General features: G+C 65.0%; 18 protein-coding genes, 1 tRNA gene and 1 pseudogene. 8 read left to right on the top strand and 12 right to left on the bottom strand.

The window, feature by feature from the left end; all coding sequences use genetic code 11:
• The first annotated feature begins 126 nt into the window (after positions 1-126).
• The 4 genes from rimO (at position 127) to CA833_RS12200 (ending at position 5,293) form a co-directional block, all read left to right on the top strand.
• Positions 127-1,506 (top strand): 30S ribosomal protein S12 methylthiotransferase RimO, encoded by a 1,380-nt coding sequence (rimO, locus tag CA833_RS12215; protein ID WP_207078180.1) that lies wholly within the window; start codon positions 127-129, stop codon positions 1,504-1,506.
• 992 nt (positions 1,507-2,498) lie between these two features.
• Complete coding sequence (locus CA833_RS12210; RefSeq protein ID WP_207078179.1) at positions 2,499-3,953, top strand: serine hydrolase; 1,455 nt, start codon at positions 2,499-2,501, stop codon at positions 3,951-3,953.
• 49 nt (positions 3,954-4,002) lie between these two features.
• Positions 4,003-4,764, top strand: coding sequence for a molybdopterin-binding protein (locus tag CA833_RS12205; RefSeq protein WP_207078178.1), 762 nt, complete (start codon positions 4,003-4,005; stop codon positions 4,762-4,764).
• Entirely contained in the window at positions 4,754-5,293 is a 540-nt protein-coding gene (locus tag CA833_RS12200; protein WP_142634952.1) for a hypothetical protein, read from the top strand. Before CA833_RS12205 ends, CA833_RS12200 begins: the two co-directional genes overlap by 11 nt.
• 1 nt (position 5,294) lies before the next feature.
• On the opposite strand, the gene CA833_RS12195 is transcribed toward CA833_RS12200, so the two are convergent.
• The gene (locus CA833_RS12195) at positions 5,295-6,143 is read right to left on the bottom strand and encodes a TauD/TfdA family dioxygenase (protein ID WP_207078177.1); all 849 of its coding nucleotides are present in this window, start codon (positions 6,141-6,143) and stop codon (positions 5,295-5,297) included.
• A gap of 191 nt (positions 6,144-6,334) precedes the next feature.
• Between CA833_RS12195 and CA833_RS12190 the strand changes: the two genes are divergently transcribed.
• Positions 6,335-8,146 (top strand): DUF885 domain-containing protein, encoded by a 1,812-nt coding sequence (locus CA833_RS12190; protein WP_207078176.1) that lies wholly within the window; start codon positions 6,335-6,337, stop codon positions 8,144-8,146.
• Positions 8,147-8,258: 112 nt separating this feature from the next.
• Here the strand turns inward: CA833_RS12190 and CA833_RS12185 are convergent, their stop codons facing one another.
• The 4 genes from CA833_RS12185 to CA833_RS12170 form a co-directional block, all read right to left on the bottom strand.
• Positions 8,259-8,966: a CDP-alcohol phosphatidyltransferase family protein gene (locus CA833_RS12185; protein ID WP_242526068.1), complete on the bottom strand. Its 708-nt coding sequence runs from the start codon at positions 8,964-8,966 to the stop codon at positions 8,259-8,261.
• 196 nt (positions 8,967-9,162) lie between these two features.
• Positions 9,163-9,864 (bottom strand): 50S ribosomal protein L1, encoded by a 702-nt coding sequence (gene rplA / locus CA833_RS12180; RefSeq protein WP_142634954.1) that lies wholly within the window; start codon positions 9,862-9,864, stop codon positions 9,163-9,165.
• Positions 9,865-9,868: 4 nt separating this feature from the next.
• Entirely contained in the window at positions 9,869-10,300 is a 432-nt protein-coding gene (gene rplK / locus CA833_RS12175) for a 50S ribosomal protein L11 (RefSeq protein WP_132386687.1), read from the bottom strand.
• A 194-nt stretch (positions 10,301-10,494) separates the two neighbouring features.
• Positions 10,495-11,586, bottom strand: coding sequence for an acyltransferase (locus tag CA833_RS12170; protein WP_142634956.1), 1,092 nt, complete (start codon positions 11,584-11,586; stop codon positions 10,495-10,497).
• A gap of 103 nt (positions 11,587-11,689) precedes the next feature.
• Between CA833_RS12170 and CA833_RS12165 the strand changes: the two genes are divergently transcribed.
• On the top strand, positions 11,690-12,406 hold the full coding sequence (locus CA833_RS12165; RefSeq protein ID WP_207078175.1) for a GNAT family N-acetyltransferase: 717 nt from the start codon (positions 11,690-11,692) through the stop codon (positions 12,404-12,406).
• 88 nt (positions 12,407-12,494) lie between these two features.
• Here CA833_RS12165 and nusG read toward each other — a convergent pair whose 3' ends face one another.
• From nusG to CA833_RS12145, 4 genes are all read right to left on the bottom strand, one after another.
• On the bottom strand, positions 12,495-13,031 hold the full coding sequence (gene nusG, locus CA833_RS12160; RefSeq protein WP_142634961.1) for a transcription termination/antitermination protein NusG: 537 nt from the start codon (positions 13,029-13,031) through the stop codon (positions 12,495-12,497).
• A gap of 23 nt (positions 13,032-13,054) precedes the next feature.
• Positions 13,055-13,252 carry a preprotein translocase subunit SecE gene (gene secE, locus CA833_RS12155; RefSeq protein ID WP_142634963.1) on the bottom strand — a complete coding sequence of 66 codons (198 nt, stop codon included), beginning with the start codon at positions 13,250-13,252 and terminating at the stop codon, positions 13,055-13,057.
• Positions 13,253-13,411: 159 nt separating this feature from the next.
• Positions 13,412-14,872 (bottom strand): hypothetical protein, encoded by a 1,461-nt coding sequence (locus CA833_RS12150; RefSeq protein ID WP_242526067.1) that lies wholly within the window; start codon positions 14,870-14,872, stop codon positions 13,412-13,414.
• A 321-nt stretch (positions 14,873-15,193) separates the two neighbouring features.
• A tRNA-Trp gene (locus CA833_RS12145) sits at positions 15,194-15,269 on the bottom strand.
• Positions 15,270-15,492: 223 nt separating this feature from the next.
• Here CA833_RS12145 and aat point away from each other — a divergent pair.
• Positions 15,493-16,335: a leucyl/phenylalanyl-tRNA--protein transferase gene (aat, locus tag CA833_RS12140; protein ID WP_207078174.1), complete on the top strand. Its 843-nt coding sequence runs from the start codon at positions 15,493-15,495 to the stop codon at positions 16,333-16,335.
• A gap of 35 nt (positions 16,336-16,370) precedes the next feature.
• Here the strand turns inward: aat and CA833_RS26935 are convergent.
• Positions 16,371-16,553: pseudogene (locus tag CA833_RS26935) on the bottom strand (DUF2155 domain-containing protein); the annotation flags it as partial.
• Between the two features lie 248 nt (positions 16,554-16,801).
• Positions 16,802-17,236, bottom strand: a complete 435-nt coding sequence (locus tag CA833_RS12130; protein WP_142634965.1) for an NADH:ubiquinone oxidoreductase subunit NDUFA12 — start codon at positions 17,234-17,236, stop codon at positions 16,802-16,804.
• 415 nt (positions 17,237-17,651) lie between these two features.
• Between CA833_RS12130 and CA833_RS12125 the strand changes: the two genes are divergently transcribed.
• Positions 17,652-18,539, top strand: a complete 888-nt coding sequence (locus tag CA833_RS12125) for a hypothetical protein (RefSeq protein ID WP_242526066.1) — start codon at positions 17,652-17,654, stop codon at positions 18,537-18,539.
• A 66-nt stretch (positions 18,540-18,605) separates the two neighbouring features.
• Here the strand turns inward: CA833_RS12125 and CA833_RS12120 are convergent, their stop codons facing one another.
• Positions 18,606-19,160, bottom strand: coding sequence for a regulatory protein RecX (locus tag CA833_RS12120; RefSeq protein WP_207078172.1), 555 nt, complete (start codon positions 19,158-19,160; stop codon positions 18,606-18,608).
• Between the last annotated feature and the right edge of the window lie 126 nt (positions 19,161-19,286).

Here is a 19,286-nt window from a genome sequence, read left to right as displayed (position 1 = left end):
GACTTGCGGGATAGGCGCATGGTCCGCGCGGAACAATCGCGGCGAGACCTGCAGGAACCGACTCGCCCGGATTCCATTCAATTCGTGACTCCGGCGCGCAATCGGAGTATCGGGCGCGCCATTCCTATGGCTATTGAAATCCCCTCCCCGCCCAAGGTCGGCATGGTCAGCCTCGGCTGCCCCAAGGCGCTTGTCGACTCCGAACGCATCCTCACCCGCCTGCGCGCCGATGGCTACACGATGAGCCCGGACTATGCCGGGGCCGACGTCGTGCTCGTCAACACCTGTGGTTTCCTCGATTCCGCAAAGGAAGAGAGCCTGGCCGCAATCGGTGAAGCCATTGCCGAAAACGGCCGCGTGATCGTCACCGGCTGCATGGGCAACGAGGCCGACGTGATCCGCGCCCGCTTCCCGGACGTGCTCGCCGTCACCGGCGCGCATCAGTACGAAGCGGTAGTCGAGGCCGTGCACGACGCCGCCCCGCCCGAGCTTTCGCCCTATGTCGACCTGATCCCGCAGGCCTATGACGAAGCCGGTGTAAAACTGACCCCGCGCCACTACAGCTATCTGAAGATCTCGGAAGGCTGCAACCACGCGTGCTCGTTCTGCATCATCCCGTCGCTGCGCGGGAAGCTGGTGAGCCGCCGTATCGACGCGGTGCTGCGCGAGGCGGAAAAGCTGGTCCAGGCCGGAACCCGCGAACTGCTGGTGATCAGCCAGGACACCTCGGCCTATGGCGTCGATGTCCGCCACGAGGCCCGCACGTGGAAGGACCGCGAAGTCCGCACCCACATGACCGATCTCGCCCGTGAGCTCGGCCAGCTGAAGGATGCGCAGGGCCGCGCGCCTTGGGTGCGCCTGCACTACGTCTACCCCTATCCGCATGTCGACGCGGTGATCCCGCTGATGGCCGAAGGGCTGATCACGCCCTACCTCGACATTCCGTTCCAGCACGCCGCGCCTTCGGTGCTCAAGTCGATGAAGCGCCCGGCCAACGAGGCCAAGGTGCTCGACCGCCTGCACAAGTGGCGCGAGATCTGCCCGGATATCGCCATCCGCTCCAGCTTCGTGGTCGGCTTCCCCGGCGAGACCGAGGAAGACTTCCAGTACCTGCTGGACTGGCTGGACGAAGCCCAGCTCGACCGCGTCGGCGCCTTCCGTTTCGAACCCGTCGAGGGTGCGTCCGCCAACACCCTGCCCAATCCGGTCCCGGAAGAGGTGAAGGAAGAGCGTTACGCGCGGATCATGGAAAAGACCGCCGCGATCAGCGCCGCGAAGCTTCAGGCCAAGGTCGGCCGCGTGATCCCGGTGATCATCGACGAAGTGGGCGAACCGGACGAAGACGGCGAAATCGGTGCAACCGCCCGCTCGCAGGCCGATGCACCCGAGATCGACGGCAACGTCTTCCTGCGCAACGTGGGTGATGTGCAAGTCGGTGATATCATTGACGTTCTTGTCGAGGATGCTGACGAACACGACCTTTATGGAGCATTGACCCAGGGCTGACCCCTGTCGGCTCCGCGCCTCATAATTGCGCATTTTGCAATTAATCGCGATTTTTTCGCGTTTGCGAAGAATCGCTCCGACACGCATATGGAGCGGGCCTTTCAGGCATCCTCTCCCAAAAACTTTCCAAAGGGGCTGGTCTTCGGACCGGCCCTTCTTTTTTTGCCTGTGGCGCGCGGCAACGAGCCTTTGCGCTACCCCTGTTGACGCGTCCGGTACTTTTCCGATCGGTTCGCCACCCCTGCCCTTAGCCTTGAGACAGCGTCGCGCCGGTGACTGGCCAAGCCACTCCGGCGCCCCGACGAGCAAAAACCGCGATGGCAAAACCACGGTTCGACAAGGCATTACTCCGTCAAAAGACTTCGGAAATGCATTTCGGTCAAACACGCTTCACGCATTTCCGCGACTTCCTTCCGATCTTAATTGCACGAAACGCAATAACGCTCCCATTTTTCGCGTTTGCGGAGAATCGGGTGCACGAGCATATGGAGCGGGCCTTTCAGGCATCCTCTCCCAAAAACTTTCCAAGGGGCTGGTCTTCGGACCGGCCCTTCTTTTTTGTCCGCTGCGCAACGCGCCGGTGACTGGACAGGATTTAGCTCTCCCGCCCCTTCTGAAAGACCTCGGCGCGAACCGCGCCTGCCTACCCGACAGCAAGACGCCCTGCCTCTGCATGGCAGCGAAGCGACAAGCCAGTTCCGCGCGCCCGAAACCGCAGAAATCCGCCGGGAATGCAATTCCATCAAACCACAAGCACGCAATTTGGCCATTTCGCCCACGCGATCAGTTGCGCCATGCGCAATCATACTCCATTTTTTCGCATTTGCAGCAAAGCCTGTCTGACCGCATAAGGATCAGGCCTTTCAGGCATCCTCTCCCAAACTTCTACGGGCTGGTCTTCGGATCGGCCCTTTCTTTTTACCCGGCGTCCGCGCGGTAATCGCCGTGGAAATCGCAATTGAGTTTGGCCGCGCGGGCTGTAGCGTCACGCCATGAACCGCACTGCCCTTGCCCGCCTGCTCACTGCCGGCGCACTCATCCTCGCCCCGACCACTCTTGCCGCCGCCCCTGCGCCGCAGCCCGTTGCCGCCGTGCCCTCGACCAGTGCCGCGCTCACGCCCGTGCAGGAAACGGCCATCGACGCAGCCGTGACCAAGGCTCTCGCCCACAGCGGCGTGCCCTCCGCGCAGGTCGCCATCGCGCGCGGCGGTCAGATCGTATTTGCCAGGGCCTGGGGCAAGGCAGGCGACAACATGCCCGCGCGGATCGACCAGCCCTACCAGATCGCCTCCAACTCCAAGCAGTTCCTCGGCGCGCTGATCCTCAAGCTGCGCGATCAGGGCAAGCTCTCGCTGGACGACACGGTTTCCAAGTACCTTACCGGCGTATCCGGCGGCGATGAGATCACGATCCGCCAGTTGCTCTCGCACACCTCGGGCCTGCGCGACTTCTGGCCGCAGGACTACGATTTTGTCGACATGCGCACCCCGGTGAAGCCGGAGGAGATCGTCAAGCGCTGGGGCACCGCGCCGCTGGACTACAAGCCCGGCACGCGCTGGCAATATTCGAACACCGGCTATGTCGTCGCCGGCCTGATCGCGGAGAAGGCAGGCGGCGCCCCGCTGTGGGAGCAGTTCGAGCGTGAGCTGTTCCAGCCCCTCGGCCTGCATCCGCTGAAGCTGGACGATACCAACAAGCCCGGTTTCCCGCAGGGCTATCACCGCTATGCGCTCGGCCCGGTGGTTGCGGCCACGCCGCCCGCCTCGGGCTGGCTCTGGGCTGCCGGCGAGATCTCGATGACCGCCTCCGATCTGGCGCGCTGGGACATCGCCCGCCTCCACCGCACCCTGCTTCCCGCCGCCGATTGGGAAGAGCAGGAGGACCCGGTGATCCTCGCCGACGGCACCAACAGTTCCTACGGCCTCGGCGTCTTCACCCGCACGGCCGATGGGCGCCGGATCATCAACCACGGCGGCGAATCGACCGGCTTCCTCTCGCAGGCGACGATGTATCCCGACAGCGATGTCGCCATCGTCGTGCTCACCAATGCCGATTTCGGCGCGGTGACGGGCACCGTCACGTCCGCGATCGCCGACATCGTGATGCCGCGCGACTTGCCGCTCGACAGCGGCGAAACCGCCCGCACCGCCGACGCCCGCGCCGAACTGGAAGCGCTGGTGGCGGGCAAGTTCGAAGCCGCGCACTTCACTGCCCACGCGCAGGACTACTTCTCCGCCGCCGTGCGCAAGGACTATCGCGAGAGCCTGACGCCGCTCGGCCCGCTCACCGCCTTCGAACCGGCAGGCAAGCCGAAACTGCGCGGCGGTTTCGTCAACCGCACGTTCGTCGCCACGTTCGGCAAGCGCAAGCTGGCCGTCTCGACGTATGCCGATCCCGGCGCGCATGGTGCCTGGGAGCAGTTTATCGTCATGCCGTCCGACGATTGACGACGCCGACGGGTGGCGGTGTTCGTTCGGGTCGGCTAGCCAATGCGGCATGGTCGATTCGCCGCGTATCTACACCGCCGCCCTCGTCGTCATCGGTGACGAGATTCTCTCGGGCCGAACCCACGACAAGAACATCGCCCAGGTCGCCGCCTGGTTGCAGGTGCAAGGCATCCGCCTCAAGGAAGTGCGCGTGGTGGCGGACGATACCCCCGCCATCGTCGAAGCGGTGAACCTGCTGCGCGCGCGCAACGACTATCTCTTCACCACCGGCGGCATCGGCCCGACACACGACGACATCACCGTGGACGCCATTGCCGAAGCACTGGGCGTCCCCGTGATCGTCCACCCCGAAGCGCGGGCGATCCTGGAAACCTATTACGAGACGCGCGGCGGGCTGACCGAAGCGCGTCTGCGCATGGCGCGCACGCCCGAAGGCGCCAGCCTGATCCCCAACCGCTACACCGGCGCGCCGGGCATCCGCTACGACAACGTGTTCATCATGGCCGGCGTGCCCAGCATTACCGCGGGTATGCTCGACGCGCTGACCGGCACGCTGGACGGCGGCGCCCCGCTGCTTTCCGAAACGGTCGGCTGCTGGGTGGGCGAAAGCGAAGTGGCGGACCTGCTGCGCGAGACGGAGAAAGCCTTCGAAGGCTGCCAGATCGGCTCCTACCCGTTCTGGGGCGAAGGCCGCACCGGCGCCAACTTCGTGATCCGCTCGGTCGATGCCGAAGAACTTGCCGCCTGCACCCGCACGCTGGTCGAAGGGCTGGCCGCGCTGGGCAAGGCGGCCGTGCCCGGTGGGATCTAGCCTCATCGCCCTCGCCCCGATCTTCCTTGCCGGTGCCGCGCCGCAAGAGGCCGAATTCGAACGTCTGCTCGCCCGCAATGACAGCGCTACGGCGGCGCTGGGCGAGTGGTGCATCGCGCATCGCAGCGCCGACGCACCGGTGGTCACCGCCATGCCGGTGAAAGGCGAGGACGCCGCCCTGCCCTCCGACGCCCGCGCACTGCTGGAAGTTCCCGGCGATCAGCCGCTGGGTTATCGCCATGTCCGGCTGACCTGCGACGGCGTGACATTGTCCGAAGCGCACAACTGGTTCGTGCCCGCCCGGCTGACCGATGCGATGAACAAGGCGCTGGCCGATACGGACACCCCGTTCGGCAAAGTCGTCGCCCCGCTGCACTTCACGCGAGAGCGGTTAGAATCGCGGCATGGCCGCCTTGAAGGCTGCCCGCCCGGTACGTTCCTCACGCACCGGGCGCTGCTGCGCCTGCCGGATGGCACGCCGATCAGCCTCGTCGTCGAATGCTACCAGCGCGAGGCGTTGGAGAAGTAGCTTACGCCGCCACAGCCTCGGTCCCGGCGATCGAGGTGCGGTGCATCATGCGTCCGGTCGACTTGTCGTAAGGGATCGCGCGGTGCATCGCGCCGGTGTTGTCCCAGATCACGAAGTCGCCCTTGGTCCACTTGTGCCGTAGCGAGAACGCCGGCTGGGCCGCCCATTCCTGCAAGCGGATCAGCATCGCGCGGCCCGCCGGCACATCCATCCCGACAATGTGATCGGCGGTCGTACCGATCACCAGCGACTTGCGCCCGGACTCGTGCGTCCAGACCAGCGGATGCTCCTTGACCAGACCGATCCCCAGCACCCGCTCCCGGTGCTTTTCGGGAATGGCGTCGGCAATCGGCGAGAGGCTGGCGCGTACCGAGTGAACGGCCTTCATCCCATCAAGCTCGCCCTTTTCCTCATCCGACAGCCCTTCATAGGCCGCGTAGGTGCTGGCGAACTCGGTCTCGCCGCCCTTGTCCGGGGCGATGCGACAGGACAGCAGCGTCGCGAAGGGCGGCGGCATGTCCACGGTGATGCCGTCCATGTGCCAGAAGAACGTGCCCAGCACATATTCAGGCTGCGGATTGATCTTCTCGTCCAGCGTGACCTGATAGACGTCCTCATCGTTCGACTGGACATTGTTGCGCGCGGTCAGGCGCACTTTCTCACCCATCAGGTTGGTGATTTCGAGTTGCTCGGCATCGGTCAGGTTCAGTTCGGGGAACACCACCACGGTGCGTTCCTCAACCTTGGCGCGGATCGCCCTGGCCGCCTCGGGGGTGAATACGTCGGCGCGGTCGTCCCAGACCACGCGTGAGCCGATGTGGTCCTTGATGTCTTCAAAGCGGATAGCCATCTGGCCGCCTCTCCCATTTCCTTATGCTGAACACATGTACAGCGCAAAAACGGCCTTGGCAATCGCCGCCCGGACAAACCGCCGCTGCGCCATGCCCTTCGTCGAAACCGGTATGTCGCTCGTCGGGTGAATGTGCCGCCGGGTCGCATGCTTCCTAAGAGTGGCGCCCATAACAGGGAGCCTCTCACATCATGCCCAGAACTGCGCTTATTCGCGTGGCGCCTGCCCTTGCGGCCATGGCTATCGCGCTGACCAGCCCCGTCCACGCATCGGCCCAGTCGGTAACCGCCGCCACGACCCGCGCGCCTTCCAAGCCCGCCTGGGTGGTGAAGAGCGACGCCGAGACGCAAAAGCTGCTGCAGCTCGAAGCCGCCTTCATGCCCGAGAACGCATCCTCGATGGGCCTGACCGAGTTCGACGGCAAAATCGCCGATCTCTCGCTCGATGCCGACAGCCGCCTGCTTGCCGCCTATCAGGGCCGCCTGACCGACATCAGGGGCCGCATCTCTGCCGAGCAGCAGGCCGAGGTGCGACAGGACCTCGAAATCCTCGCTGCCTATCTCCAGCGTCAGATCGATTCGATCCAGACCCGCAAGCGCCTGCTGATGGACTGGATCGACCTGCCGCAGATGATCGCTTCCGGCTTCAACGACCTGCTGTCCGAGCAGACCCCACCCGAACGCCGCGCCAAGGCAGTAGAACGCCTGCGCCGCTATGTCGGCAGCGAGCCCGGAACAAAGCCAGCGGCCGAACTGGCCAAGGCCCAGTTCCTCGCCAGTCGCGAAGGCCACCTCGGCCCTTATCGCCGGGACGTCGAGCAAGCGATCGGCAATACCGCCACTTACATCCAGGGCGTCCGCGCGCTCTTCACCAAGTTCGGCATCAAGGGCGCCGATGGCGACCTAGCCAAGCTTGACAAGCAGCTGACCGAGTACGCCAGGTGGGAACAGAGCACCGTCCTGCCGGCCGCCCGCGCCGACTACCGCCTGCCCGAGCAGGTCTACGCGCTCAATCTCCAGCAGGTCGGGATCGATATCGACCCGCGCCAGCTGATCGACCGCGCCGCGCGTGGTTACTACGTCACCCGCGCACAGATGCAGGCGCTGGCCCCGGTGGTCGCGGCCAAGTTCGGCTTCAAGGCCACCGACTATCCCTCGGTGATCCGCGAGCTGAAGAAGAACGTTATTCCCGCCGATCAGGTCGAGGCGCGCTACCGCAAGGTCAACAGCCAGCTGGAGGACATCGTCCGCCACGAAGGCATCCTCACGCTGCCGGCGACGCAGCTGCGCATGCGGATTGCCACCCCGGCCGAAGCCGCCGCCGTCCCTGCCCCGCACATGAGCCCGCCGCGCCTCATCGGCAATACCGGCGAACAGGGCGAATTCATCCTCACCACCGGCAATTCGCAGAAGGCCGAGGATGCTTATGACGACTTCGGCTACGACGCCGCCACCTGGACGCTGAGCGCGCACGAGGCGCGACCCGGTCACGAACTCCAGTTTGCCGCCATGGTCGATCGCGGCGTCTCGCTGGCCCGCGCGCTCTATGCCTTCAACAGCGTGAATGCCGAAGGCTGGGCACTCTATGCCGAAGGCGAGATGCTGCCCTACGAGCCGGTCGAAGGCCAACTCATCGCCTTGCAGGGCCGCCTCCAGCGACAGGCGCGCGCGATGCTCGACCCGATGCTGAACCTGGGCCTGATCGACGTCGACAGCGCCCGCCGCGTGCTGCGCGATGAGGTGGTGCTGTCCAAGGGCATGGCCGATCAGGAAATCGACCGTTACACCTTCCGCATGCCGGGTCAGGCCGGTTCCTATTACTACGGCTTTGAACAGCTCGCGCAGCTGCGCGTGAAGACCGAGAAGGCACTGGGCCCGGCGTTCGACCGCAAGGCCTATCACGACTTCCTGCTGTCGCAGGGCCTGCTGCCGCTCTCGATCCTGGCCACTACGGTCGAGCGCGATTTTATCCCTGCTCAGAAAGCCGCCGCGGCCACCAGATAAGGCTGCGCGGCTTCCCTCGTCCTTGCGCGGGCCTGACGGCCTGCGGCCTCTCCGGGGCAAATGCGAACCGCCCCGGAAAAGCCGCCCCTTCGGGGGCGCAAGGACGCTGGTTTCAACGTCCTTCGCGGGCGCGCCAGTCCACCGCAGGCTCCTCGATCGCCAGCCTGCGCGCGGTCCGCGCGGTCTGAAGCACAAAGAAGACGATCAGCAGCAAGCCGATCGTGCCGACGAACAGATCGAAATAGGTCAGCACACCGAAGAGCACCGGCTGCGCCCCCGCCCAGATCATCGCCAGCGTCAGGCCGATCAGCAGGAACCGCAGTTCCGTCGGCCCTGCATAGACATAAGACAGCTTCAGCTCCCCCAGCACGCGCACCGAAAGGAAGGCGTGGATGGACAGCAGCAGATAGCCCGCCAGCGCGATCAGCGCGACTTCCAGCAGGACATAGCCGCTCAGTCCGATGCCGACGACCACCAGCGTGGTTGCCAGACCGTCGCAGCTGTGATCGAGGAAATAGCCGTAGCGCGGGCGTTCGATCTTGCGGAAACGGGCAAGGCTGCCGTCGAGCGAGTCCCCGAACCACTGAACGACATATCCGGTGATGGAGACCCACAGCCAGCCATCCCCCAGATTGCTGGCGACGTAGCCGCCGAAAACCATGAGCGCGCCCAGCATGCCGATGGTCGTCAGGATATCGGGAGTGACCCATGCCGGCATCCGCGCACAAAGCCAGTTGAGGACTTTCCTCTCCGAACTGGCCAGCAGGTTCTGCTGAATCCGGTCAATGCGCTTCGGCTGCGCGCCGTCGCTTGTTGTCACGTCTATCCTTCCTTGATGTCCGCATCGCTGCTGCAGGCCGATGCCCGTCCGCGACCGGAGCGGCGCTTATCCGGGCTCTATGCGCGAATGTCCACGCCGCTGCGTGACGCCCTGCGCCTGCGCCGCCGACATTGCAAAGAAAAAGGGCCGGAGGTCTCCCCCCGGCCCTTCTATCCGTTTCGCGCGGTCTGAAAGATCAGACGCCGGCGATCTCGGTGGTGTCGATCTTGAGGCCCGGCCCCATCGACGACGACAGCGAGATCTTGCGAACGTACTTGCCCTTCGAGCCCGAGGGCTTGGCCTTGACAATCGCATCGACGAACGCGCTGAAGTTGGTCAGCAGGTCGGCGTCCGAGAACGACATCTTGCCGATGCCGGCGTGGATGATGCCCTGCTTTTCGACGCGGAACTCGATCTGGCCGCCCTTGGCGTCCTTCACGGCCTGCGTGACGTTCGGGGTCACGGTGCCGAGCTTCGGGTTCGGCATCAGGCCCTTGGGACCCAGCAGCTTACCGAGACGGCCAACGACGCCCATCATGTCCGGGGTGGCGATGACGCGGTCGTAGTTGAGGTTGCCGGCCTGCATGTCTTCCATGAGGTCTTCCGCACCAACCTTGTCGGCGCCAGCGGCGAGAGCTTCGGCAGCCTTGTCGCCCTTGGCGAACACGGCGACGCGAACGGTCTTGCCGGTGCCGGCCGGAAGCGAAACCATGCCGCGAACCATCTGGTCGGCGTGACGCGGGTCAACGCCCAGGTTCATCGCGACTTCGACGGTTTCGTCGAACTTGGTGGTCTTCAGGTCGCGCAGGGTCTGCAGCGCGTCAGCGACGGGGTAGAGCTTCATGTTATCGCCGAGCTTTTCGGTCAGCGACTTCTGCTTCTTGGTCACCTTGGCCATGAAATCAGCCCTCCACCACTTCGAGGCCCATCGCGCGGGCCGAACCTTCGATGATCTTGGTGGCGGCTTCAATGTCGTTGGCATTGAGGTCGGCCATCTTGACCTGGGCGATCTCGGCAAGCTGCGAACGCTTGACGGTACCGGCGCTGATCTTGCCCGGCTCCTTCGAGCCCGACTTCAGGTTCACGGCCTTCTTGATGAGGAAGGTCGCCGGGGGAGTCTTGGTGACGAACGTGAAGCTGCGATCCGCGTAGACCGTGATGATGGTCGGGATCGGCATGCCCTTTTCGAGCTCCTGCGTGGCGGCATTGAACGCCTTGCAGAATTCCATGATGTTCACGCCGCGCTGACCCAGCGCAGGGCCGATCGGCGGGGACGGCGTGGCGCTGCCGGCCTTGACCTGCAGCTTGATGTAACCTTCGATCTTCTTGGCCATGTGGCCACTCCTTTCACACTTTCGCACCTGCCGGGCAGATGCTCATGTTTAGCGGTCTTACGGACGCCGGGGCATCCTCCCGCAGGGAATCGGGGGGCACGAGGCCGCTCCGAAGGGCGCGCCCCTAAACGATATCGGGATAAAAGGAAAGAGCCCAAACGCGGACGATCGCCGGCCCTGCCATGATAACGCAATCAGACGGCGATTCGCGCGCCCTGCCCTGCTTTCGCCCGCCGCTGCCAGGCCGCGCGAATGGCCTTGCGCGCAGGGGTTTCGAGCCAGCGATAGGACAAGTCGGCGATGACCAGCACCGCCAGCGCATAGACCGCCGTGACCACCAGCCAGGTCGTGAAGTCGCCTGATACATGCCCGAGCCGCTGCTCGCCCAGCTTCAGCACCGGCCAGTGGACAAGGTAGATCGCATAAGAACGATCGCCCAGCCAGCGCATCGGTGCCGAGCCCATGAACTTCAGCCGCAGCGCCAGCAGCAGCGCCGAAGGCCAGGCCAGCAGGCTCATCGGCGGCACCGAACTCGCGTGCCCCATGTCAAGCGAAAGGCCGATCGCCATCAGGCAGACCAGCAACATGCTGGGCGCATGACGCAGCCTTGCGCGTGCCTGCCACAGCATCTGGCCGAGGAAGAAGCCAAGGAGCCCGCGCGGCAGACCGTCGCCCACCCATGGCCCGCCCGCCCTGCCCTGCAGCGCGAAATGCAGCAGCGCGCCCAGGATCGCCAGCACGCTCACCCGCTGGAGCGTACGCCGCCCGCCCACCGCGCCGAGCGCAAAGAGAATGTAGCAGGCGCATTCCACCGAGATCGACCAGCTCGGCCCGTCGAAGCTCAGCCCCACCATGCCGACAAAACCCTGCAACATGAGCAGGTGCGCGATGAACGCGATCGGGGTATTGCCCTGCGCCCCCAGGAACAGCACCGCGCAGACCAGCAGCATGACCAGGTGCAGCGGATAGAGCCGCGCCACCCGTGCCACAGCGAAACCGCCCAGCGTCTCGCGCCGCAAGGCGAAGCCCTGCCCCGGCGTGCGCTCGACCAGGTAGACGTGCGCAAAGATGTAGCCGGAAATCAGGAAAAACAGGTCCACGAGCGTCCAGCCGCTGTGCTGGAACCAGTGCAGCACACCGGGCAGCGTCGCATTGGTCTGCGGCGCGAACAGCGACTGCGGATGATAGAGCAGCGCCACGCCGCAGGCCGCCAGACCGCGCAGGCCGTCAAGCCGCGTCAGCCGCCCGCCGGGCCCGGTTGCCTCCCCCTGGAGGCCGCGCTTCATGCTTGCGAATATCCCCATGGCCAAGGGCGTTACCATGAACAGGGTTAAGAGGCGGATAATTACGCCTTCACGCCGCGACGAGGGCTCGCCATAGAACCGGGCCATGGACAATGCAGAACTCGACCGCCTTCTCTGGACCGCGCTGACCGGCGAGCAAGCCCGCTTCGCGCTCGGCGCCGACATCGGCACCGGCAGTGCCCGCCGCTTCCATCCCGGGATCGGCCCGCTCGCCGCCGTTCGCGACCTTTCGCCTGCAAGCCTCGCCGATTTCGCCGCCCTCACCCGCGCCCACGGCCCACTGGCCCTGATGCAACCGGGTGAGCCGGTCGAGATCCCGGGGATCGAATGCGTGAAGTCTGCGCTGGGCGTGCAAATGATCTTTTCGGGCGACGCCCCCGCGCTGGACGCCATGGCCCAGGCCGCACAAGACCCACGCGTCATCCCGCTGGGCCCACAGGACCACCCCGAGATGCTCGGCCTGGCAACGCTGACGCAGCCGGGGCCGTTCGGCACGCGAACCGGCGAACTCGGCGATTTCTGGGGCGTGAAGGAGGATGGACGCCTCCTTGCGATGGCCGGCCAGCGCACCCGCACCGGCAATTTCATCGAGATCAGTGCCGTCTGCGCACATCCCGACGCGAGGGGACGCGGACTTGCAGCACTGCTTTCACGCCGCGTCGCAGCCGCCGTTCTGGGCCAAGGCCGCACGCCGATCCTGCATTCCTACGCCGACAATGCAGCGGCACTCTCGCTCTACCACAAGCTGGGTTTTGTCGAGCGGGCCAAGGTCAGCCTGACCATCTACGCACCCCGCTCCTGACCCACGAGCGCACCCGGCATGCAAAAAGGGCGCCTTCCGCACGGGAAGACGCCCTTTTTCATAGCCACCGGCCGAAACGGCCGGGCGGTTACTTGCTGAGTTCGACGTGCTCGAAATCGAGTTCGACCGGCGTGGCGCGGCCGAAGATCGAGACCGCGACCTTGACGCGGTTCTTGTCGAAATCGAGTTCCTCGACGAGGCCGTTGAAGCTCGCGAACGGACCGTCGAGCACCTTGACCGAATCGCCGATCTCGTAATCGATGCTGACGTGCTTGCGCGGAGCGGCAGCGGCGGCTTCGGCAGCGCCGAAGTAACGTGCGGCCTCGCTCTCGCTGATCGCCTGCGGCTTGCCGTTGTTGCCCAGGAAGCCGGTGACCTTCGGGGTGTTCTTGACGAGGTGGTAGACGTCGTCGTTCAGGGTCAGCTTGGCCAGCACGTAACCGGGCATGGTCTTGCGCTCGACCTGGACCTTCTTGCCGCGCTTGACCTCGGTGATGGTCTCATGCGGGACCTGCACGTCCTCGACAAGCTGCGAGAGGCCGATACGCTCGGCTTCGGCGAGGATCGATTCCTTCACCTTGTTCTCGAAGCCGGAATAGGCGTGGATGATATACCAGCGGGCCATGGTTCTCTCTTCGTTGTCTGGTTTTAGCCGATCAGCGACAGGAGCGAGCTGACGATCCAGCCGAACAGTGCGTCGATGCCGAGGAAGAACACTGCGAGAAGCAGCGTCATCAGGCCGACGAAGATCGCGGTCGTCACCGTTTCCTGGCGCGAGGGCCAGTAAATCTTGGAGGCTTCGCTGCGCACCTGGCGGAAGAATTCGCCCGGAGTGGTCTTGGCCATGTCAGTCTTACTCGCGTCTCTGCCTGGTGCCCGAAAGGCGCTCCGGCGGGAAAAAGTCTCTTGTCTTCCGGCTAGGGCTCATCGCCGCCCCGGCCTAGGCCGGGAGGGGCAGATAAGATCCGTATGTCGGAAGGAAAGCGCGACTTAGCCCTCGTCGCTCTAATTTGCAAGGTCTGCCGGATCGGCAAGGCGCGCAAGGAACGAGTTCGAGCTGGAATAGAGAATGCGTGCACCGTCCGGCAGCGCGACCGGCTTTACCGTGCCGATGTACCACAGGTAATCGGCATGACGCGCGGGCGGGAACGTACGCAGGTCGATATGCTGCTGCGGTGAATAGAGAATGCGCTGGGTGGGATCGGCGAAACGATACGAAAGGTCACGCATCGACAGCATGTGCACGTCGGGCAGCGCGAAGTTGGAGTTTTCCATCGCGCTGCGGCGCACCACGGCATAGGAGCCGAAATGCTCGAACGGACCGAAGCGCCACTGGCTGCGCGGAATCGCCACGGCGGTGGCCACGCGCGCGCCCTCGGGCACCTGGTCGAGCGCGACGATCAGTTCGCGCGCCACTTGCGCATCCTGGTACCAGACCACCGTCGTCACCAGCGTGCGCAATGCGAAGAGACCCGCCGCCGCCATGGTTGCCCAACGCGGCAGGGTCCAGTCGATCGCGAGACAGGCGATCATCAGCGCCATCGTGCTGAGGCGATAGTCGGCATAATCGCCGCCGAAGATCTGCCGCGGCACGATCAGCGTGAGCACCAGCAGGATCAGCGCCGCCCAGCCGAGCCGCCCGTCGATTCGCCGCACCAGCATCGCGCCCGCCAGCACGCCGAGCACCAGCCAGAGGCTGGCGATGTCAAAGGTGTAGTCGAAGCTGCGCATCGACTTGTAAAGGATGCCCCACTTGTAATCGAGCACGTAGCGCCCGTAGGAGACCTTGGAATTGGCGCCCACCCCGATCAGCATCGGGAACAGCGGGAAGATCAGCGGCCAGGGCTTCAGGAACGGCCGCCAGTCAAGCCACGACCGGCGATGCGCCCATTCGTAGCCGAAAATCAGCACGCCCATCACGCCCCATCCGGAAACGTGGCAGAGCCAGACCACGAAACTGGCCGGGATCATCGCGATCCAGCGCCAGGGCTTGCCCTCCAGCCCTACCCAGGCGGCAAAGACAAACAGCGCCATCGCCACCGACAGCGACCAGTTGACAAAGCCCATCAGCAGCGAAGGCGACCAGATCATCGACAGCGACAGCAGCGGCCCCACGCCCATCGGGCGCTTCAGCGCGCGGCACAGCGCATAGACCGAAAGCACCGAGAGGAAGGGAATCATCGCAACGATGATCCGCCCGGCCTGCTCCAGACCGAAGACCGGCGCCATCGGCACCATCAGCAGCTCGACGCCGAGATTGCCCGTCCACTCCCAGTTGAAGCGGAAATAACGCGTGAGATAAGGATCCTGCCCGTGATCGAGCGCCACCTTGTAGCCCGCCAGATGCGAGGGGTAGTCGGTCATCTGCGGCGCCCAGGCCAGAAGTACGGGCAACGCCGCGAGCACCGCCAGCGCCAGCGCGAACAGCAGCCCGCGATCGAGTGCGGGCCAGCGAGCCCGGATCATGTCCTGAGTTTGCAGTTGCGCAGTGCCGTGCATGTACGAGCTATTCTTTCCCGACCTGAAACAGCCTGGGACCCTGCGGCGACGAAGCGGTTGACCCTTGGCCGAAAGCTTCGCGAATGCCCGAATCACCAGACGACGCCCCTCCGGAGCGCGCCTAACCGCAATTGCGGGATTGGCAAGCGCCTGACCCTATCGTGGCTTGCACCTCATCGCAAATGCGAAGCCGATGCCGCAAGCGCGAATCGCCTTGCCCCTTGCCGGAAACGCCACAGGCCCCGGAAATTTCCGGGGCCTGGCGTTCCAACGGTACGAAGGAAATGCTGGCAGGAGTGGAGGGACTCGAACCCACGGCCCTCGGTTTTGGAGACCGATGCTCTACCAACTGAGCTACACTCCTGCGGGCGAGGTGGCCTCTAGAGCGGGTTCGATCGGATGACAAGAGGATTACGGCAAATAGACGTCAACTTAATCCACAGGCACGTGATGCCGCCTGCAATCCCGCCTGCAAGCTGCTAGGCTGCCCCGGCCATGCACACCGCATTCGCATCACTCTTTCGCCGCCCATCCCCAGCCTCCCATGCGATCAGGCAATTCACGTGCACGCCCCTACCCCCTCTCGGATGATCGAGCCCGAACTCCTGATGCTCGCCTATCGCAGCGGGATCTTCCCGATGTCGGACGCGCGCGACGATCCCGAGATCTTCTGGATCGAACCGCGCCTGCGCGCGATTCTCCCGCTGGACGGCTTTCATCTGTCGCACTCCCTGGCACGCACGCTGCGCCGAGGGCGCTTCGCGGTGACCTGCAACACCGCGTTTTCGGAAGTCATGGATGCCTGCGCCGCCCCCCGCCAGGTCCGCCCGGAAAGTGATGACGAATCGGGCAGCTGGATCAGCCACCGTATCCAGGCCAGCTACGAGAACCTGCATTACCTGGGGCAGGCCCACTCGATCGAGGTCTGGCAAATGGACGACAGCGGCGAACGTACACTGGTCGGCGGACTCTACGGGGTGGGGTTCGACCGCGTGTTCTGCGGCGAGAGCATGTTCTCGCGCGTCGCCGATGCTTCGAAAGTGGCGCTGGCCTGGCTGATCGCAGCGATGCGCCTTGGCGGAGCGGCACTGCTCGATTGCCAGTTCATGACGCCGCACCTCGCCTCGATGGGCGCAGTGGAGATGCCGCAGAAGCGCTACCTGTCACTCCTGCGGCAGGCCCAGTCTTCAAGCCAACAATCTTCGAGCGAGCAGTCTTCCGGTCACTCGTCCGCGGCAGGCTGCGAGGGCGTGGAAACGGCCGCAGGCGCAGCGCTCGGCACCGAAACGGGTTCAGCGGGAGCCGCTTCGGCCGCCGCCGTGCTGGCGCTGCCCGAAGCCTTCGCCGGACTGCTGGAACGCGCGGTCGATTCGGGAATGGCTTCCTCGCCGGGGAAGTTCATCGCACAGTTCTTGACCCAGACGTCATAGACGGGGTGCTGAACGACGTTGAGCGCAGGCGAATTCTTGAACAGCCAGCCGGAGAAGACCTTGTGCCAGGCCAGCTTCTCGTTGGCGGTGGCGCGCTCCTCGACAAAGACCTGAACGAAAGCGCCTTCTTCCTGCGGCCGCTCCCAGGGGAGCGACTTTTCGCAAGTGGCGACCTTGACGACGAGGTTGCCGATGCGCTTCGCCTCGCCCGGCTTCATGACCAGGTCCTGCGAGAGGTTATTGCGCTTGTTGAGAACGCCCAGCGTGACCACGCGGTCCTTGTTGGGGGTTCCGATCTGCTGGCCCTTGGCCGCCTGCGCGGGCCCGGCCTGCATTCCCGCAATCGCATCGGGAATCGAGGTATCCTGCGCCTCGGGCGCAGGCTCGCCCTTGCCGCAGGCGGCGAGCGCCAGCGGCAAGGCGAAAATCGATGCGTGAGCGAAGACCCGCTTCACAGGCCCGAAACTCAGGCTTCCGGCGACAATTTCAGATTGTCGCCATCCGGCGACCAGGCTTCGTAATCGCCCGTTGCAGGTGCCCGCACCCCGCCACGCTCAAGCGCGCCCTGCGGGCGATAAGCCGAAGCGGTACCGGTGGCATTCGGGGTGAAGTCCGCTTCCCAGATTCGGGGCGCGGGAAGATGGCTTTCCGGGACGCCGTCATAGCTGTGATGCAGCCAGCCGTGCCATTCGGCGGGGACGTTGCTGGCGTCGTTGGCGCCTGCGTAGATCACCCAGCGGCGATCCCATCCCTCGGTCGTCCGCACTTTGGCGGACTTCGAGCGATAGTACTTGTTGCCCTGCGCGTCGGTGCCGACGTGCTCGCCATTGCGCGAGCTCCAGAGCGAGGTGCCGATGGTGGCGCCGTCCCACCAGGTGAAGATCTTGGACAGGATTCCCATGGGCTGCGCGTTAGCGCTGTTCGCGGCCGATGCCAAGCGTGTTCCAGACCGAAAGCGACAGGCCCCCGGCGTTTCCACAACGCTCCCCTCCGTTTCGGAGGCTTTCGCGAAGGCACCGTCCACACGGATAACGATTGCACAGTGGACAAGGCGGATCGCCTCGATCACGCTGCAATGCGGGAGAGACGCCCGAAGGCGCTTGGTTTGGCTTCGGCCCTGGGGAGGGTTTCGTATGCGTAAACTGGCTTTTGTGCGACTTGCATTTGCCGCCTTGATCCCGCTGGCTTTTTCAATCGCCTCTCCGCTTTATGGAGCCAAGGCGGCAGGCAAAAGTGCACCAAGACTCGCAAAGCTGCCCGCACTCGGCGTGGATGCGAATCACGTGACAGTCTCCGGACTGTCATCCGGCGGCTTCATGGCTGCCCAATTCGCGGTGATCCATTCCTCCACCGTCACCGGCGTCGGTGTCGTCGCCGGCGGCCCTTACGGGTGCGGGCTCGGCGGCGCGATGGTCACCCCCGCCTGCATGACCGGCGCCCCGTCGGGCCAAAGGGCAAGGCTGGTGGCCGAAATGAACGAGATGACCGGCCTCATCGACCCGCTCGCCCACGTCAAGGGCCAGCGGGTATACTTGTTTCGCGGTGCGGCCGACACCGTGGTCGGCCAAGGCGCGCTCGATGCCCTGCGCGATTTCTACCAAGGCGTCGGGGTGCCCGAGGCCAACCTCCAGGTGCTGGGGGCATTCTCCGCGCAGCACGCTTTCCTTTCGCTCACCGCCGCGTCAGACTGCGGCTATCTCGGCGCGCCCTTCGTCAATCACTGCGGCGCCGACGGCACGACCGGCGGCCTGCCCCGCTACGACCAGCCCGGCGCGATTCTCTCCAAGGTCCTGGGCACTCCGCTTTCCGCGCCGGTCGATAGCCTGTCGAGCGCCCCGCAGGGCTTCGCCCAGGCCCCCTATCTCTCACCGCTCAGTGGAATGGCGAGCACCGGCTATCTCTACGTGCCCGAACCCTGCCGCACCGCAGGGGCGAATTGCCGCATCCACGTGGTCTTCCATGGATGCGGCCAAGCCAGCGCCTATGTCCGCGACGCGGTTTACGGGAAACTGGGCTACAACGGCTGGGCAGACAGCAACCGGATCGTCGTGCTCTATCCGCAGGTCGAGAAGAACGCGCTTGCCGGCAACCCCTTGGGCTGCTGGGACTGGTGGGGCTATACCGGGCCATTCGCCACGCGTTACGGCCCGCAGACCCGTTCGGTGCAGGCGATGATCGACCGGCTGGCCCAGTCCGGCAGTTGAGACGCAACGGCACGCCCTGCCGGTATAAGCCCGCCTCTTCACGCGGCGACGGTTCAACCGCGTCGCTCAGTCATCTCCCGCTTCCTCCACCCAGGCCTCGGCGTCCTCCGCACTTGCCGCATCGATGATCGCACGCGCCACATCGAGCCGGTGCCCGGCCCGCAGCATCGCGGCGATATGCTTTTCCCGCAGCACCCTGTCCGTTTCGCGAACACTGAACGGCCCGAGTCGCCGCCGCCGCGCCAGCACCAGCGCCGCCTGCCGTTCCGCCGCTTCGCCCGGCCGCACATCGGCGCGCAGGTCCTCGTCGAGCCCGGCGTGGCCCAGCGCCTCGCCCACTCGTCTCGCGCCATAACCGCGCCGCAGCAGGCTGCCTGCCTTCATCCGCGCCCAACTCGCGTCGTTGACGTAGCCAAGCTCGCAATACCTGGCGATGAGTGCGTCCAGATCCGGCACGTCCCCGTCGCCGCCCCCATCATCCCATCCCCTCTCGCGCAGCTTGCGCTGCAAATAATCGCGCAGCTTCCCTTGCGTCGTCGCGAAACGCGCGACATAGGCGAGCGCCAATTCCTCCAGGCGGGTCTGGTTGAGCGGTTGCGGATTGTGACGCTTGACGGACATCTTGCCCTATTCGTGCCACAGTCGGCTCAGAATGGGGAGTGCGCACGGAACCATGCAGGTGGGACAGCTATCTCCGGTTCAGCTTGAGCCGGCTATCGCAGTCGGGTTCCGACGAGAATTAAACGG

The sequence above is a fragment of the Novosphingobium sp. KA1 genome (assembly GCF_017309955.1).
Classification (GTDB): Bacteria; Pseudomonadota; Alphaproteobacteria; order Sphingomonadales; family Sphingomonadaceae; genus Novosphingobium.
Note: the sequence above shows the minus strand (reverse complement) of the source record. Positions and strands in the feature narration are given on the sequence as shown.